Here is a 16927-nt window from a genome sequence, read left to right on the forward strand (position 1 = left end):
GCGCCGGTCCCGGCCGTCGCCGGGCTTGGCGTCCGCCTTGTCCGACATGCCCCATCCGGGGGTGGCGGAGGTCGGTCGCCAGGAATCTGGAAAGAGGGTTTAGTGTTTTGGGCGGGCCGGGGCGCGGCCGCGACGAGAGGGGTGCAGCGGTGAGCAGAGGACTGGGCGATGTGATTCCCGCGCCGCTCGAGGTGCGGCCCGACGCGGCCGCACAGTTCACCCTCGATGCGGGTACGGCGATCAGCGCCGCCCCCGGGGCGCGGGAGGTGGCGGCGTACCTGGCCGGCATCCTGCGCCCGGCGACCGGCTTCGAGCTGCCGGTGGGCGACGGGCCGGGAGCGCTCGGGCTGCGGCTCGACCGGTCCCTGGGCGAGGAGGAATACCGGCTGGAGATCGCCGGCGGCGGCGTCGCGCTCACGGCGGGCGCGCCGGCCGGGCTGTTCCACGGCGTGCAGACTCTGCGCCAGTTGCTGCCCGCGGAGATCTTCGCCTCCACCCCGCAGGACGTCGCCTGGACCCTGCCCGGCGGCACGATCGCCGACCGGCCGCGCTTCGCCTACCGCGGCGCGATGCTGGACGTGGCGCGCCACTTCTTCACCGTCGCCGAGGTCAAGTCGTACCTGGATGCCCTGGCCCAATTCAAGATCAATCACCTGCACCTGCACCTCACCGACGACCAGGGCTGGCGGATCGAGATCGAGAGCTGGCCCAAGCTGACCGCGATCAGCGGCGGCGACGGCACGGGCGTGGACGGCGCCGGCCCCGGCTTCTACACCCAGGACGACTACGCGGAGATCGTCGCGTACGCGGCGAGCCGGTTCGTCGTCATCGTCCCCGAGATCGACATGCCGGGACACGTGAACGCCGCCCAGGTGGCGTACCCGGAACTGACCGCCGACGGGGTCGCCCCGCCGCAGCGGACGGACGTCGCGGTCGGCTACAGCTCGCTGGTCGCCGGCAAGGAGGAGACCTACGCCTTCGTCGACGACGTGCTGCGCGAGGTCGCGGCGCTCACCCCGGGACCCTGGCTGCACATCGGCGGCGACGAGGCGCAGGCCACCACGGCCGAGGACTACCGGACCTTCATCCAGCGGGTGCTCCCGCTGGTGGCCAAGTACGGCAAGAGCCCGGTCGGCTGGCACGAGATGGCCGCCGTGGAGCTGCCGCCCTCGGCCGTCACCCAGTTCTGGCGCATCGAGGCCACGGACGACGGCACGGCCCGGGCCGCGGCCGGCGGCGGCAAGGTGATCATGTCGCCGGCCGACCGCACGTACCTCGACATGAAGTACGCGCACGACAGCCCGCTGGGCCTGGACTGGGCGGGACTGCTCGACGTCGAGAAGGCGTACGGCTGGGACCCGGCCGAGCGCCTGCCCGGCGTCGGGGAGCAGGCCCTGCTCGGCGTCGAGGCACCACTGTGGTCGGAGACGCTGCGCAGCCTGACCGACGCGCAGACGATGACCTTTCCGCGGCTGCCCGCCATCGCGGAGATCGGCTGGTCGCCGCGGCACCGTCGGGACTGGGAGTCGTTCCGCCGCCGGCTGGCCGCCTACGGGCCCCGCTGGCGGTTCCAGGGCGTCGCCTTCCACCGCTCGCCCGAGGTGCCCTGGGCCGGCTGAGCCGTCACGCGACCACGAGCCGGACTCCGCTCGCGACCCGGGCCGGCATCCGGCTCAGGTCGATGGAGAGGTCCTGCGGCGGCAGGTAGTGGTCGAGCCGCGCCAGCCGCTGGACCAGCGTGCCCAGCACCGCCATCGTGATCTTCTCGCCGGGGCAGCGGTGGCCCGTGCGCGGATCGCCGCCGCCCTGCGGGATCAGGTCGAACTCGCCGATCGTGCGGCCCGCGAAGCGCTCCGGCCGGAAGTCGTACGGATCCGGCCACACCGCCGGGTCGTGGTGCTGGCCGTAGACGTCGAGCAGCACGAGGGTGCCCCGGGGCACGCGCTCGCCGCGGAACACCAGATCCCGGGTGGCCCGGCCGCCGAGGAACGGGGTGAAGGGGTAGAACCGCCGCACCTCGTGCGCGAACGCCGTGGTGAACTCGTCGTCACCGCTGCGCAGCGCCGCGCGGTACCCCGGCCGGCGGTCGAGGGCGTGCTCCGCGTACGCCACCAGCCACGCCACCGCGGTCGCCGGCCGGATGATGTTGAGCATCTCGACCGCGGCGGTACGCGGATCCAGCAGGCCCTCCTCGTCGCGGAAGTGCGCCACGTGCGCCAGGGCGGTGTCCGCGGCGGCGCCGGCCGGCTCCCGGCGTACCCGTGTGATCAGGTCGGCCAGCCACCGCTCCCGCCGGCGCCGGGCCGCCAGAGCCCGCCAATGCCGCGGCCCGAGCGTGCCGAAGCCGTCCACCAGCGCGACCATGTCGGCCGCCAGGCCGTCCACCTCGTCGTCGCGCACCGGTACGCCGGTCCAACGGGTGACCCCGCGGGCGATCGACCGGGCCGCCTCGTCGAAGAGCACCACCGCCGGACCGCCCCGCCACGACTCCGCGGCCTGGTCGAACGCCTCCCCGGCCAGCTTGGCGACGGCGTCGATCCCGTCGCCGAGCAGCAGCGACACGAACAACGCCTTGCGCGCCCGGTGCGCCTGAGCGTCGAGGGTGTGCACGGCGCCCTCGCCGAACAACGACGCGACGACCGGGTGCGGCAGCGCGGTGTGCCGCTCGAGGTTTCCGTCGCCGTAGAAGAACTCGGCGGCGTCGACGCCGCCGATGCCGAGGGCGGGCTGGCCCATGACGCGCATGCGTACGGGCGCCCCACCGCAGCGGCGGCGCAGGTCGGGCAGCCAGGCGTACCCCTTGATACCGAGAGCGAGAGTGCGATCGATCTTCACCATGCGCTTGTGCATCCCCCGCCGGCCGGTGCCGAAAACCGGGTACCGGGTCGCGCGGGCCGACGCGGGACACCGCCTACGCTTGCCGGGTGCAGAAGCGGGTGTGGGCCTCGGTCGCCGGGCTGGCCGGGTTCCTGGTGGTCGCGGCGTCACAGGTGGCGATCGCCGTGGTACCGGTGATTCTGGTGCTCTCGACGCTGCCCGGGGCGGCGGCACTGCGGATCGGCCTGCCGGTGTGCATCGCCACGGTCGGCGTGATGGGGTACGCGACCTGGCGCGCCCTGCACCTGCGCCGGCCGGATCCGATCGGCATTCCGGTGACCCGTACGGACGCCCCCGAACTGTGGTCCCTGCTCGACGGCGCCGCCGCCGTGGCCGGAACCCGGGCGCCCGACCGCGTGATGGTCGTGGCCGACGCCGCGGTCAAGGTGATCGAACGCACCCGCCTGCTCGGCCTCGCCGGCGGGCACCGCGACCTCTATCTCGGGCTGCCGCTGCTGCAGGCCTGGGAGACCGACCGGCTGAAGGCCGCCGTCGGGCACGAGATCGGCCACTTCTCGCCGCGCGGCGGCCGGCTCGCCCCGGTCGCGTACCGCGGGCGGATCGCGGTGGGCCGGGTCGTGCCGCGCATCGCCCGGCGCAATCCGGCGGGTCCGCTGCTGCGGGCGTACGCGCGCTTCTACCGCCGGATCGACGCACCGTTCAGCGCGGCACAGGAGCTGCAGGCCGACCGGATCGCGGCCGAGTTCGCGGGCGCGGGCGCCGCGGCCGCCGTGCTGCGCGACCTGCCCGCCCTGGACGGCATGCTGCGGGTCTTCCACGCCGAGTACCTGGGGCCGGGCTGGCAGGCGGGTCACGTGCCGGACGACATCTTCGGCGGGTTCCTGCGCATGCTGGCGGCGCGGGCGGAGGAGGTGGCCGTGCTGCGGGCCCGGGAGGTGCTCCGCGCCGGGGAGCCGGCGGCGACGTCCACCTGGGACACCCACCCGGCCCGTGCGGACCGCCTGGCCGCGCTCGCGGCGCTGCCGGACGCCCCGGCACCGGCCGGTGAGCCGTCGCCGGGCGAGGCACCCGCCGCCCCGGAACTCATTCCCGATCTCCCCGGACTCGGGCGGGCGTTGCAGAACGTCGCCTTCCCCGCGCAGGGACGCACGGCGGTCGGCTGGGACGAGTTCTTCGGCGCCGCGCGCGTCGTCGAGATGGAACGCGAGGCCGAGGTCGCCCTGACCGCCCTCTCGCGGGTGGCCGGCGCCCCGATCGCCACCGCCGCCGACGTTCTGGACCTCGCGGGCGAGGGGCGGCTGCGCGAGCTCGCCGAGTCGGTGTTCCCCGGTCTGCCCGCGGACGAGACCGCGGCGCGGGTCGCCGACCTGGTCACGCTCCTGCTGGCCCTGGCGGCGCTGCGCAGCGGTGCGGCGCGGTGGCGGCACAGCTGGACCGGCACCGCCGAGCTCGTGGCGCCCGACGGCGCGCACCTCAACCTCGGCGAACTGGCCGCGCTCGCCGCCGACCCGGACACCGTCGCGACCGTGCGCGAGCGGCTCGCCGATCTCGGCATCGACGCCTCCGCCGGGCAAGCCACCGGCGTCGCGCACCCGCGGGCCGAGGTGGTCGGTGGCGTGGTCAATCTGCTGGTGGACGGCGTGCGGACGGACGTGCTGGTGCTCGACACGGGACTCTTCCTCGTGCCGGGACTCCCGCGGTCGCAGAACGGCTCCGCGAAACGGCGCCTGGCCGAGTTCGCCGCCGCCGACATCCCGCGGCGCGACGCCATCGCGCCGGAGAGCAGGTTCGTCGCGTACGCGGACGTGGCCGGCGCCACCCAGGTCAGGCGGCGGAGCTGGGACCTGCGGCTGCGGGACGGGGCGACGCTCAGCGTGCGCACCGCGTTCGACTCCGACGAGCTGCCCGGCGGCTGGACGGCGTGGGACGACGCCGTGGCGTTTCTGTCGCGGACGAGATAGTCACGTCCGCGGATGAACCGCGGGTGCCCGCGGCCCGTGTTCATTCCTGGACGGTCGCATGTCCGACGAATCAGTGGTGGCGTCGTCACAGGCCGTCACACTGGAAAGAGTGGTGTTCTTCGCTTACCGTTCGCGAAATCGGGTAGAGCAGCGTCACGCGGATCGGCGATGATCGCCACGACAAGGGGGGAGGGGCGCTGATGGAACGGGGACCCATGGCGCTCTTCGGGGCCATCGTGGCGGTGGGCCTGGGGCCGGCGATGTGGCTGGGAGCGCAGTTCGGCGAGGCGACGCTGACGCCGCAGCGGCCACCCACGGTGATCGTGCAGCAGAACGAGCAGACCACGCCCGAGGGCGGCACCGGGGCCGGTGACACGCCGCAGGACGGTGCGAAGGTGGTCCGCAGCGAGCCCAAGGCGAACACCGGGCCGCTGCGCGGCCGGCACAAGCCCCGGCCGGCCGTCACCTCGGCCTCGCCGACGCCGTCCACCTCGACGCCGACGAGCGAGCCGCCGACCGAGTCCACGACGCCGCCGGCCGACGAGCCGGACCAGCCCAGCACGCCGCCGTCGGACTCCACGACCGAGCCGGCCACCCCGCCCGCGGACGGGGGCACGGACAAGCCGGAGCCGCCGGAGCCGCCGTCGGCCGAGGAAGTCGCCCAGGCCTGATGCCGCTGGGCGGATGCGCGCATCCGCCCAGCCCGGCTTTCTCTACAGTCCGAGGATTCGGTGGAGGATGTCGCGGTAGCCGCGCAGCTGCACGCGAAGCGCCTCGGTGTCGTCGCTGTCGCCGCCCAGGTTCTCCTTGCGGGACCGCAGGCTCGCGGTCAGCCTCTCGACCGCCTCGTCGACCAGGGCGGCGGCCTCGGCGGTCGCCTCCTTGGGGCTGTCGACGAAGCGGAGCTGGACGTCGCGCCACCGCTCCTGGAAGGCCGCGGCGTCCCCGGCGGCGAAGAAGGTGTCCGGCTGATCCGGCGTCACCGCCACCGTCTCGTGTTGCCCCCCCGCCGGGGTCCCGGTCGGTTCCTCCCGCACCTGCGGGTCGGCGAAGGTGCCGTGGTCGTCGAGTGCGACGTCGACCCCGTCGTTCGCCACGTCGCGATCATCGGCGTCCGCGTCGCGGTCCGTCGCCCCCGGCCGGTCGGAGAGCGGGCCGGTGCTGGCCGAGGCAGCCACCGCGCCGCCCACGGTCGACGCGCCGAACGCGGTGGGCGCAGGGCCCGGCTCGCGGATCTCGGTGCGGTCGGGATCGTTCCCGGCGTCCGCCGCCCGGTCCGGCACCTCGTCGTCGTCCGCGGTGGCGTGCCGGGGATCGTCGGCGGAGCCGTGGCGCGCTTCGTCGGCCGGGACGAGACGCCGGTCGCCGGTGGCGTCCTGCCGCGGGTCGACGGCCGGGGCGTCGCGCATGGCGCCGGCCGGGACGTCGCGCGTGACCTCGGCCGGAGCGTCGCGCGTGACGTCGGACGGGGTGTCGGACCAGGGCGAGGGCGGCCGCTGGCCGGGCACCGCGACCGGCTCAGACTGGACCCGCTCGGGCCGGTCGTCGCTCGCCTGCTCGTCGGCGGACTCCCGGGCGTCGTTGGAGAAGAAACGCATCGTCGCACTCCTCAGCGGCTGGTGGCGTCGGGACGGCGGCCCGCGACGTCGCTGTCGTGGTCATTGATCTTCTGGGACGGCACCTTCGGCTCGGACGCCGGGGAGGCGGCGGCCTCGGTGCGTACCGGATTCTCGCCGAGCAGGTCGGCGAAGAGCGCGCGGTAGTGCACCAGGGCCTGGCGCAGATCCTCGGTCTCGGCCTCGCCGACCTTGCTCCGCTCGCTGATCGCGTGGGCGTCGCGGTAGTGCTCGAGCGTGCGCGCATGGTCGACCGACAGGGTGGCGAGCTGCTCGTCGTGGTCGCCGGTCGGGTAGCCGCGCTCGGCGATCAGCCGGGTCACCAGCTCGTCGGCGGTGGCGACCGCTCGCTCCGGCGCGTCCACGAACTGGATCTGGACCTCTTCCCAGGCGACGGAGTACTTCGCCTTCGACTCCGCCGACAGCGGCTTGAGCTCGAGCTGGGCGTGCCGCTTCTGGCGCTCCTCCAGCTCCCGCTCGCCGGCGGCACGGCTGTCCGCGTCGGCGACGACCCGGTCGTACTCGGGCCCGAACGTATTCTGCAGCTTCTTGCGGCGGCCGGCCCGGACGCCGTACGCGACGGCGGCGACGACCAGCAGCGCCAGGACGATGAGAATGATCACGAGCGTGGGGGACATGGTCTCCTCCTTCTTCACCCGCTGGTATTCCCACCCAACCAGGGTCATCAATCCGATTCGACGCCGCGAGGTCAAATCCCTCCGACCGTGTCGTATCCTGCCGGAGGTGCGCAGCTCATCGACGGTCGTTGACGCCTCAACCACTGTCCACGCGGCGCGCGTCGTCCTGTTCATCCCTCGGGCGGAGTCTGATGCGAAGCCGCAACTGGTCGATCCGCGTGAAGATCCTCGCGTTGGTCGCGGTGCCGCTCGCGGCGCTGCTGGCGCTCTGGGCCTTCGCCACGACGATCACCGCCGGTCCGGCGCTCAACCTGTGGTCGGCGCAGACACTGCTCGACACGGTGGGCAACCCCGGCGAGGTCCTGATGGGCGAGGTCCAGCGGGAACGGCGGGTCTCCGTGCAGTTCCTCGCCGACCCCCGGGCCGCTCCGGCCGCGCTCGACGCCCAGCGGGCCGCCACCGACCGCGCCGCCGCGGAGTTCCGGCGTACGGCCGGCGGCGACCAGGCGCGGCGGGCGGCCGGCGCCACCCTGGAGTCCCGCATCCGGCAGGTGGTGTCCGACCTCGACAGCCTGACCACCGCCCGGGACTACATCGACCGGCGTGAGGTGGACCTGGTCGGGGCGCAGAACCTCTACAACGGCATCATGGACAGTGGCTTCCAGATGTTCTCGGCCACCGCCACCTTCGGCGACGAGCGCGTCGACCGGGAGATCCGCGCGCTGACCACGGTCGGTCGCGGCCAGGAACACCTGAGCCGGATCGACTCCCTGCTCGCCGGCGCCCACGTGGCCGGCAAGCTCACCGAGCAGAGCCGCGCCGAGCTCGTACAGGCGATCGGCACGGCCCGCTTCCTCTTCGCCCAGGGCGTCGGCGACCTGCCGGAACGCGACCGCGAGGCATACCAGCGGCTGAGCCGGGGAGCCGCCTTCAACCGGCTGCAGGAGCTGCAGAACGTGCTCGTGGCGTCGAGCCGGGCCGATGCGCCGTCGCCCGTCGGCGCCGAGGCGTGGCAGCCCGCGTACGACACCACCGCCCAGCAACTGCGCGCGTTCGAGATCAACGCCACCGACTCGCTCGCCGAGGACGCGCGCCCGGTCGCGGTGAACGTCCTGGTCCGGCTCGGCATCGCCGGGCTGCTCGGCCTCGCCGCCTTCGTCGCGACCGTCGCGGTCTCCGTCCGGGTCGGCCGGTCGATCGTCGGCCGGCTGATCCGCCTGCGCCGCGAGGCCCTCGAGGTGGCGAGCGAGCGGCTGCCCGCGGTGGTCCGGCGCCTGCAGCGCGGCGAGACCGTCGACGTCGACGCCGAGACCCCGCCCCTGGAGTACGGCCGGGACGAGATCGGCCAGCTGGGCCGCGCCTTCAACGAGGTGCGGCGCACGGCCGTGCAGTCGGCGGTCGAGGAGGCGGCGGTCCGCCGCGGCATCAACGAGGTCTTCCTCAACATCGCCCGGCGCAGCCAGACGCTGCTGCACCGCCAGCTCGCCCTGCTCGACCAGATGGAACGCCGCGAGACCGAGCCGCGGGAGCTCGAAGACCTCTACCGCGTCGACCACCTCGCCACCCGCATGCGCCGCCACGCCGAGGACCTGGTCATCCTGGCCGGCGCCGCCCCCGGCCGCGGCTGGCGCAACCCGGTGTCCATGATCGACGTCGTTCGCGGCGCGATCAGCGAGGTCGAGGACTACAAGCGGGTCCACATCACCGCGATCGAACCGTCCGCGGTGCTGGGCCGCGCCGTCGGCGATGTCATCCACCTGCTCGCCGAGCTGCTGGAGAACGCCACCGCGTTCTCGCCGCCGCAGACCAGGGTCGAAGTGGTCGGCCAGATTCTGCCCAACGGGTACGCCGTGGAGATCGAGGACCGGGGCCTGGGCATGTCCGCCGAGGCCATCGCCGAGGCCAACCGCAAGCTGCTCGAGCCGCCCGAGTTCGACCCCTCGAACAGCGCCCGGCTCGGCCTCTTCGTGGTGGCACAGCTCGCGGCCCGGCAGGGGCTGCGGGTCTCGCTGCGGCCCAGCTCGTACGGTGGCGTGACCGCGATCGTGCTCATCCCCGGCGAGCTGGTCACCGCCGCCCCGCCCGGCCCCGTCGCCCTGCCGGGTCCGTCAGCCGCGCCCGGCCTTGCCGCTTCCTCCGGGCCTGCGGCTTCTTCCGGACCGGGTGCTTCCGGCTCGGTCGCTTTTTCCGGGCCGATCGCTCTGCCCGGTCGCGGGGCCGAGCCGGGTCAGGGTGCCGGGCTCGGGTCCGCGGACCCGCCGGCGGCCGGGGCCGAGCCGGCCGTGGCGGCCGAGGCCTGGGACCGGCCGCGGACCGAAGAGGACGTTCCGCCGGCGCTCCACGGCAGCCCGGTGCCGCCCCGGGACGAGCCCGCCGCACGCCCGAGAACGGGCCCGACCCCCAGCGCCGTGGTCGAGGGCCTGAGCGCCGACGGCCTGGTCCGGCGGCGTCGCACCGTGCCCCGGCGCAAGACCGGCGAACCGGCCGAGCCCCCCACCCACCTGCCCCCGAACCAGACCTCCCCGGCCGACCTGACCGGCGGCGCGGCGCCGGGCGACGGCACCGCGCCCACCGAGCGGATGCCCTTCGTGGCGGGGGACGGGCTGGACGTGGACTGGCCTCCGGGCGGCCCGGACGTGGATTGGCCCTCCGGCGGCGGGCACCGCAACGGCCGCCGTCGGGACGCGGGTCTGCGGCACGGAGAGGGACCGGCACTGCTGCCCGGGCCAGGCACGCCGGGCGCACCCCGCATTCCCGCGCAGCGCGGTGCGTCCGGGCCGGTCTCGCCGGCACCTCCTACCGTCTCGCCGGCACCTCCTACCGTCTCGCCGGCACCTCCGGCCGTCGCGCCGGCGCCTCCTACCGTCTCGCCGGCGCCTCCGGCGGTGTCGCCGGGGTCTGCGGTGGACGAGCCGCGGCTGCCGCGGCGGGTGCGGCAGGCCAGCCTGGCGCCGCAGCTGCGGGAACCGGCCGCCGAGCGCGCGGAGGCCGCGACCGCCCGCTCGCCGGAGCAGGTGCGGAGCCTGATGAGCGCCCTGCAACAGGGCACCACGCGCGGACGCCGGGAGGCAGCCGCCCTCATCGCCGGTCAAGCCGGGAGAGAGGCACCGGAAGCGGCGTTGAGTGAGGGCGTCGCAGCAGGTAGTGAGCGATATACCGGCGAGGGTGACCGAATCCTCGACGGAACTGACAAACAGCGGACGGCGGGGCAGCCGCAGTGGTCCGAGGCGGCTACCGTCACTCTCCCGGCCGTGCCGGGCGATGTGGACCAGGGCGACGCCACCACGGGCAGCGCTCCCGACGACGAGAACCACCAGAACCACCGGCCGGAGAAGGACGCATAAGTGGCACAGACGACGAACCAGAGCGCCAACCTCACCTGGCTCCTCGACGAGCTCGTCGAGCGGGTGCCGTCGGCGCGGCAGGCGGTGGTCCTCTCCGCCGACGGGCTCCTGCTGGGCGCGTCGGCCGGCATGGGCCGGGAGGACGCCGAGCACCTGTCCGCGATGGCCGCCGGGTTCCAGAGCCTCGCCAAGGGCGCCAGCCGGCACTTCCGCGCCGGTCCCGTACGCCAGACCGTGGTCGAGATGGAGGACGCCTTCCTCTTCGTCACGGCCGCCGGGCAGGGCGCCTGTCTCGCCGTCGTGGCGGGCAGCGACGCGGACCTCGGGCTGATCGCGTACGAGATGGCGATGCTGGTGATCCGGGTGGGCCAGACGATGGACGCGCCGCAGCGGCTGCCCGGGTCCGATGCCCGCTGACCCGAGGCGCGCGCCGCACGACTGGCTCGACCACGACGCGGGGCCGGTCGTGCGGCCGTACGCGATGACCCAGGGTCGGGTGGCACCCGCCGGTGACGAGTTCGACCTCGTCGCGTTCGTGGTGGCGACCATGCCCGGCGCGCCTCCACCATCGACGCTGCCGCCGGAGCATCATGCAATCGTCGGCGCGGCGTGGGAGCCCACGTCCGTCGTGGAACTAGCCTCCAAACTGGACCTCTCCCTGGGAGTCGTCCGGGTCCTGCTGGGTGATCTACGCTCGGCGGGACTCATCTCGCTCTACGAGCCTCCCGCGGCCTCCCAGCCGCATGACGTCGACGTACTCAAGGCGGTTGTCAATGGACTCCGTGCGCTCTGACCGTGACGGCGCGCGCTCGCGCATCCCGGTCGCGCTCAAGATCCTCATCGCCGGCGGCTTCGGTGCGGGCAAGACCACCATGGTCGGCTCGGTCAGCGAGATCCGGCCGCTGCAGACCGAGGAGGTGCTCACCGGCGCGGAGGGCGCCGACGACACCTCCGGCGTGGAGGCCAAGCGCACCACGACGGTGACCATGGACTTCGGTCGCATCACCATCACCGACGACCTGCAGCTGTACCTGTTCGGCACGCCGGGCCAGGACCGCTTCTGGTTCCTCTGGGACGAGCTGTCCCAGGGCGCGCTGGGCGCGGTGGTGCTGGCCGACACCCGCCGGCTCGCGGACTGCTTCCCGTCCATCGACTACTTCGAGCAGCGCGGCACGCCGTTCGTGGTGGCGGTGAACTGCTTCGACGAGCGCCGCTTCGGCACGGACGCGGTGAGCCGCGCCCTCGACCTCGACCCGGACGTCCCGGTGGTGGAGTTCGACGCCCGCGAGCCACTCGCCGCCCGCAACGTCCTCATCGAGCTGGTCGAGTACGTGGCCCGCCGCCAGCTGGCCTCAGCCGGCTCCCGCTGACAGCCCGGCACGCGGCGGGTGGCGCCGGGTGGCGCCGGCCGCCCCGCTAGCTGGGCCGGCTGGCGGCGTGGGTGGCGTCCGTCGCTCCGTGCCCCCGCCCTGCCGCGCCGCGCCCTGCCCTGCCGCGCCCTGCCCTGCCCTGCCGCGCCCTGCCGCGCCGCGTCCCCCCGCCGCGCCGCGTTGCGCCCTGCCGTGCCGCGTCGCGTCGCCCCTGCTTCCCGGCCGTCGTAGTGCGGTCGGGTCCAGCGCGCCGCCCAGCCTGCTGTCTTGTGCCGCCTGTTGTCCACAGCTCCCGGGCGGCCGGGGCTCGATTGTGGTGGGATCGGGGTATGGGTGCGAACGACGAATTCGTGTTCCTCGGCTGCTACACGGGCGAGACCGGAGGTGAGGGCGAGGGGATCGTCCTGCTGCGCCGCGACGGCGCGAGCGGCTCCCTCACCCGGCTGGGCGTCGCCGCCCGGACCCCGTCGCCGTCCTTCCTGGCGCAGCATCCCACGCTGCCGGTGCTGTATGCGGTCAACGAGCTGGACTCCGGCACGGTCAGCGCCTTCGCCGTCGCCGCGGACGGCTCTCTCACCCCGCTGGCCGTGCAGTCGACGGGCGGCTCGGCCCCCTGCCACCTCGCGGTGTCCGCGGACGGCCGCCATCTGCTGGTCGCCAACTACGCCAGCGGCGACGTGGCGGTGCACCCGCTGGATGCCGAGGGCGTGCCGGGCGAGCGCTCCGACCTGCTCGGCTTCGACGGCAAAGGCCCGGTCGCCGACCGGCAGGAGGGCCCGCACGCGCACATGGTCGCCCCCGATCCGAACGGTCCGGACGTCCTCGTCTGCGATCTCGGCTCGGACCGGGTGTGGCACACCCGGCTGGATCCCGTCTCGGGCCGGCTCACGCTGATCGGACCGGCGGCCGTCGCGGAGCCAGGCACCGGTCCCCGGCACCTGCTGCGGACGAGGGACGGCGCGCTGCTGGTGGTCGGCGAGCTGGGCGCGGACCTGAGCTGGTTCCGGCCGGGCAGCAGCGGCGCCCTGGAACGCGCCGGCGCCTGCCCGGCGAGCACCGCGGCCGAAAAGGCGGACGCCGATGGGAGGGCGGGCGCCGATGAGAAGGTGAGCGTCGACGGGCAGAAGGCGGGCGGTGCGGGCAAGAAGGCGGGAGCTGCCCGGTGGAACCAGCCGTCGGAGCTGGTCGCGGGGCGCGACGGCCGCTTCGTCTATGTCGCCAACCGCGGCCCTGACACCGTTTCCGTCTTCGCGTGGGAACCCGCCGGCGGCACGTTCGTGGCCGAGGTGGCGGCCGGCGGGGAGGGCCCGCGGCACCTCGCGCTGCTCGCCGACCACCTCTATGTAGCAAATGAACGTTCACATTCTGTGACGAGATTCCGGATCGACCCCGACTCCGGCATTCCGCATCCGGAGGGGGGACCGGTTTCCGGCGGCAGTCCGACCTGTCTGCTGCGGTGGACGCCCACCCCGGCGCCGTAAAGGATTCGGCGGACGGAGACGGACACTGCCGGAGTGTCGTGATCTTCTGGGGATAAACGGCAAGGCCGGCGGGGGTGTCGCCACGTACCGAGATGGCGACACCACGCTGAGTTAATTGAGTATGCGGAATTTCCAATCCGAGTAAGTTTCGTCCGAACGTATATGGCATTCGGCTCGGCAGATGCGCAGTATGGAGCGCGTGTCAGGCCGCCATCGCAGAAATTTCACGCTCCGAGGAGCCGGCGTCGTCGCGTCTGCGATGGCGATCGTAGTAGTCCTTGCCGGAACCTGGCTGGGCTACCAGAAGCTCGCCGACAACGGCTGCTCGGGTCAGATCAAGCTCAACGTCGCCGCCGCGACGGAGATCGCGCCCGCCGTGGAGCGGGCCGCCCAGCGGTGGATGACCGACGGTGCCCAGGTCAACGGCACCTGTGTCGCCGTGACCGTCGCCGGCTCCAGCTCGAGCACCATGGCCGCGACGATCGCGGCCAAGCACGGTGTCGCGCTCACCGGCCTCGGCGCCGCCGGCAAGGCCACCGCCCCGCCGGACGTCTGGATCGCCGACTCCACCACCTGGCTGCTGCGCCTGCGCAACGAGGCCTCCGGCTTCGTGCCGACCGACGGCAAGTCCGTGGCCACCAGCCCGGTGGTCGTCGCCATGCCGGAGCGCGTGGCGCAGACCATCGGCTGGCCCGACCGCAAGCTCGGCTGGAACGACCTGCTCAAGAAGATCACCACCGCGAACTCGCTGCGGACCGGCATCGTCGACCCCACCCGGGACGCCGCCGGCCTGGCCGGCCTGCTCGCCCTGGGCAGCGCTGCCGGCGGCGGTGTGGAGGCCAAGACCCAGCAGGTCGGCGCGATGCGCGCCCTCGCGGCCGGCAGCTCGTCGCTGCGCGAGGACCTGCTCCAGAAGTTCCCCCGCTCGAACGACCCGGCCGACCTCGCCACCGGCATCAGCGCGGCGCCGCTGTCCGAGGAGGACGTCGTGGCGTACAACGCGGAGAAGCCGCCGGTGCCGCTCGCCGCGCTGTACCTGGACCCGCAGCCGCCGTCGCTGGACTACCCCTACGCGGTCATGCCCGGGGTCGACCTGACCAAGGCGGCCGCCGCCACGGGCCTGCGTGAGGCGCTGCAGCAGCCGGAGTTCAAGAACGAGCTCGCGAAGGTCGGGCTGCGAGCGCCGGACGGCACCGTGGGCGCCGGCTTCGCCGCTCCGGTCGGCGCGCCGAAGGCCACCCCGGCGGCCACGGCCCCGTCGACCGGCACCGAGGGCACCGCCGCCTCGGGCCTCGACGCCGGAGCGATCAACCGGGCGCTGGGCAGCTGGGCGGCCATCACGCTGCCGGGCCGGGTGCTCGCCGTCTTCGACGTGTCGGGCTCGATGAAGACGAAGGTGCCCACCGCCGGCAACCTCGACCGGGCCGCCGTGACCCGGGCCGCCGCCGTCCAGGGCCTCACCCTCTTCGACGACAAGTGGGAAGTCGGCACCTGGGTGTTCTCCACCGAGATGGACGGCGACAAGCCCTACAAGGAGATCGTGCCGATCACGCCGCTGACCTCCGGCCGGGCGCAGGTCCAGGCGTCGGTCTCGGAGATCGTGCCCAAGGAGGGCGGCAACACCGGCCTGTACGACACGGCGCTGGCCGCGTACAAGGAGATGCAGGACAACTGGGTGCAGGGCAAGGTCAACTCGGTCCTGCTGTTCACCGACGGCAAGAACGAGAACGCCAACGGCATCTCGCGGGAGACGCTGGTCGCCGAGCTCAAGAAGATCCGCAAGTCCGACAAGCCGATCCGCATGGTGATCATCGGTATCGGCACCGGGGTCGACGCCGACGAGCTGGAGGCGATCACCGCCGCGACCGGCGGCGGCGTCTTCATCGCCCCGGACCCGGCGAAGATCTCCGAGATCTTCCTCGAGGCGATCTCGTCCCGCTCCGGCGCCGCCCGCTGACCGGAGGACCGCAGAAGGCACCGACAGGACGTGGGGAAGCCGCTCCGCAACGGGGCGGCTGCTCAGTGACCGGGGCCGCTCCAGTCCAGGCAGACGGCGACCGCGTCGTCGTCCAGGTCCCCGCTCACGAAGGCCCGCAGATCGCCCAGGAGCGAGCGCACCGCCTGCAGCGGCGCCAGCGCCGCGGTCCGCCGCACGAACCGGTGCAGGGCCGAGTCGCCGTACCGCCCGCTCTGCCCGGCGGCGTCCGCCACCCCGTCGCTGACGACGACGAGGCGATCGCCCGGGGACAGCCGCAGCGAGCGGGTCTCGTAGTCCGACGTCTCGAACATGCCGAGCGGGAACTGCGACTCCAGCGGATGGTCCACCACCTCCCCGGCGCGCAGCATCATCAGCCGGGGCGACCCGGTGTCGACCATCGTCAGCGCGCCGGAGAGCGGGTCCAGCTCCAGCAGGAGCGCCTCCACGTGCGCCTCGCCGCGGTGCTGGGCGAAGATCGCCTGGTCGGCGAGGGCGGCCTGGTCGGCCAGGCAGAGCCCGGCACGGCGGGCGTTGCGCAGGGCGTTCACGGCCAGCGAGGTCAGGAGCGCGGCGGTCACGCCCTCGCCCATGCCGTTCAGCACGCTCACGAAGAGCCTGCCGTCGTGCTCGGACCAGTCGAAACCGTCGCCGCGGACGGCGTACGCCGGCTCCAGCTGTCCCGCCAGGCTGAACTCGCGCCCGACGCGGCACCGGCCGGGCAGCAACTGCCACTGCATCTCCGCCGCCAGGGTCAGCCGACGGGTCCGGGAGGCCACGGCGTAGCGGTCGGTGCCGGCGCCGGCCGCCTGCAGCTCGTGCGCGAGCAGCGTCGCGATCTCGGCGAGCTCGGCGCGTTCCACCTCGGTCGACGGTACGGGAGAGCGCCGCAGCACCCCGAGCCGTTCGCCCCGGGCGGTCACCGGCAGGTAGGCGACCTGCCCCGCCGTGACCTCGGCCTGATGGTCGAAGGAGCGCCACGCGGGGTCGCCGGGGCGGGTGATCGGCGGGCCGGTGAACAGGGGCAGCAGGGCCGCGAGCCGGTAGTCGACGAGGAGCAGTTCGAGGTCGCCGGCGGCGTACTCCTTGGCCACGACCTCGGCCAGGCATTCCACCACCCGGTCGGCGGGAGCGTCGGCCAGGGCGCGTCGTACGGCGGTGAGCCGCTCTGACACGCTTTCACCCCCTCGACATGTGCATCGTACGGGTAGTCTCTGCTGCACCATGGCCGAACACCATGGGCCGGATGGGCCACTCCATGCCGCGGCGGTCGACGACGCCGCGCCCGCCCTGCTGGCCGCGTGGGACGCCGCTCGCGAGCGGGCCACTCCGCGGCTGTCCTGGCCCCAACTCAACGCCCTGCTGGTGGTGGAGCGCCAGGAGGGTGTCAATCTGCGCGGCCTGGCCGGCGAGCTGAAGATGATCCTGTCCTCGGCGAGCCGGCTGTGCGACCGCCTGGTGGCGTCGGGCATGGTGGAACGCGTTCCGGGCCGGGCCGACCGGCGGGAGATTGCGCTCTATCTGACGCCGTCGTCGCGGCAGCTGCTGGACGACCTGCGCCGGACCCGCCGGGAGATCCTGGCCGAGGTGCTGCGCCGGATGAGCCCGACCGGCCGCGCGGCGCTGATCCGCGGCCTCACCGAGTTCGGTGCCGCCGCGGCCACCGCCGACGGGGATCCACAGGCACGGACGGCGTGAGTCGCC

The 16927-nt window shown here is 73.9% G+C and carries 14 protein-coding genes; 10 read left to right on the forward strand and 4 right to left on the reverse strand.

Annotated elements, in window-relative coordinates:
- Positions 1–149 precede the first annotated feature (149 nt).
- The gene (locus tag IEY99_RS27215) at positions 150–1619 is read left to right on the forward strand and encodes a beta-N-acetylhexosaminidase (RefSeq protein WP_229799293.1); all 1470 of its coding nucleotides are present in this window, start codon (positions 150–152) and stop codon (positions 1617–1619) included.
- Positions 1620–1623: 4 nt separating this feature from the next.
- Here IEY99_RS27215 and IEY99_RS27220 read toward each other — a convergent pair whose 3' ends face one another.
- On the reverse strand, positions 1624–2838 hold the full coding sequence (locus IEY99_RS27220) for a cytochrome P450 (protein WP_189206936.1): 1215 nt from the start codon (positions 2836–2838) through the stop codon (positions 1624–1626).
- Positions 2839–2924: 86 nt separating this feature from the next.
- Between IEY99_RS27220 and IEY99_RS27225 the strand changes: the two genes are divergently transcribed.
- Both IEY99_RS27225 and IEY99_RS27230 read left to right on the forward strand, forming a co-directional pair.
- Entirely contained in the window at positions 2925–4799 is a 1875-nt protein-coding gene (locus IEY99_RS27225) for a M48 family metallopeptidase (protein WP_189206937.1), read from the forward strand.
- 200 nt (positions 4800–4999) lie between these two features.
- Positions 5000–5470, forward strand: a complete 471-nt coding sequence (locus tag IEY99_RS27230; protein WP_189206938.1) for a hypothetical protein — start codon at positions 5000–5002, stop codon at positions 5468–5470.
- Positions 5471–5512: 42 nt separating this feature from the next.
- Here the strand turns inward: IEY99_RS27230 and IEY99_RS27235 are convergent, their stop codons facing one another.
- Together IEY99_RS27235 and IEY99_RS27240 are read right to left on the reverse strand one after the other, a co-directional pair.
- Positions 5513–6397 carry a hypothetical protein gene (locus IEY99_RS27235; RefSeq protein WP_189206939.1) on the reverse strand — a complete coding sequence of 295 codons (885 nt, stop codon included), beginning with the start codon at positions 6395–6397 and terminating at the stop codon, positions 5513–5515.
- Between the two features lie 11 nt (positions 6398–6408).
- Positions 6409–7053 carry a hypothetical protein gene (locus IEY99_RS27240; protein WP_189207046.1) on the reverse strand — a complete coding sequence of 215 codons (645 nt, stop codon included), beginning with the start codon at positions 7051–7053 and terminating at the stop codon, positions 6409–6411.
- Positions 7054–7244: 191 nt separating this feature from the next.
- Between IEY99_RS27240 and IEY99_RS27245 the strand changes: the two genes are divergently transcribed.
- From IEY99_RS27245 to IEY99_RS27270, 6 genes are all read left to right on the forward strand, one after another.
- Positions 7245–10397: a sensor histidine kinase gene (locus IEY99_RS27245; RefSeq protein WP_229799294.1), complete on the forward strand. Its 3153-nt coding sequence runs from the start codon at positions 7245–7247 to the stop codon at positions 10395–10397.
- Positions 10398–10814, forward strand: coding sequence for a roadblock/LC7 domain-containing protein (locus IEY99_RS27250; RefSeq protein WP_189206940.1), 417 nt, complete (start codon positions 10398–10400; stop codon positions 10812–10814).
- Positions 10804–11190, forward strand: coding sequence for a DUF742 domain-containing protein (locus tag IEY99_RS27255; protein ID WP_189206941.1), 387 nt, complete (start codon positions 10804–10806; stop codon positions 11188–11190). Before IEY99_RS27250 ends, IEY99_RS27255 begins: the two co-directional genes overlap by 11 nt.
- Positions 11171–11767: a GTP-binding protein gene (locus IEY99_RS27260; protein ID WP_071807381.1), complete on the forward strand. Its 597-nt coding sequence runs from the start codon at positions 11171–11173 to the stop codon at positions 11765–11767. The genes IEY99_RS27255 and IEY99_RS27260 overlap by 20 nt, the downstream gene beginning before the upstream one ends.
- A 329-nt stretch (positions 11768–12096) precedes the next feature.
- Positions 12097–13248, forward strand: a complete 1152-nt coding sequence (locus tag IEY99_RS27265; RefSeq protein WP_189206942.1) for a lactonase family protein — start codon at positions 12097–12099, stop codon at positions 13246–13248.
- Positions 13249–13507: 259 nt separating this feature from the next.
- Positions 13508–15205, forward strand: a complete 1698-nt coding sequence (locus IEY99_RS27270; protein ID WP_189206943.1) for a substrate-binding domain-containing protein — start codon at positions 13508–13510, stop codon at positions 15203–15205.
- Positions 15206–15267: 62 nt separating this feature from the next.
- On the opposite strand, the gene IEY99_RS27275 is transcribed toward IEY99_RS27270, so the two are convergent.
- A complete protein-coding gene (locus tag IEY99_RS27275) occupies positions 15268–16398 on the reverse strand; it encodes a PP2C family protein-serine/threonine phosphatase (protein WP_229799295.1) in 1131 nt (376 codons plus the stop codon).
- A gap of 49 nt (positions 16399–16447) precedes the next feature.
- Here IEY99_RS27275 and IEY99_RS27280 point away from each other — a divergent pair, with 49 nt between their 5' ends.
- Positions 16448–16921 carry a MarR family winged helix-turn-helix transcriptional regulator gene (locus IEY99_RS27280; protein ID WP_189206945.1) on the forward strand — a complete coding sequence of 158 codons (474 nt, stop codon included), beginning with the start codon at positions 16448–16450 and terminating at the stop codon, positions 16919–16921.
- Positions 16922–16927: the final 6 nt, after the last annotated feature.

This window comes from Couchioplanes azureus (assembly GCF_014648355.1).
Lineage (GTDB): Bacteria > Actinomycetota > Actinomycetes > Mycobacteriales > Micromonosporaceae > Actinoplanes > Actinoplanes azureus.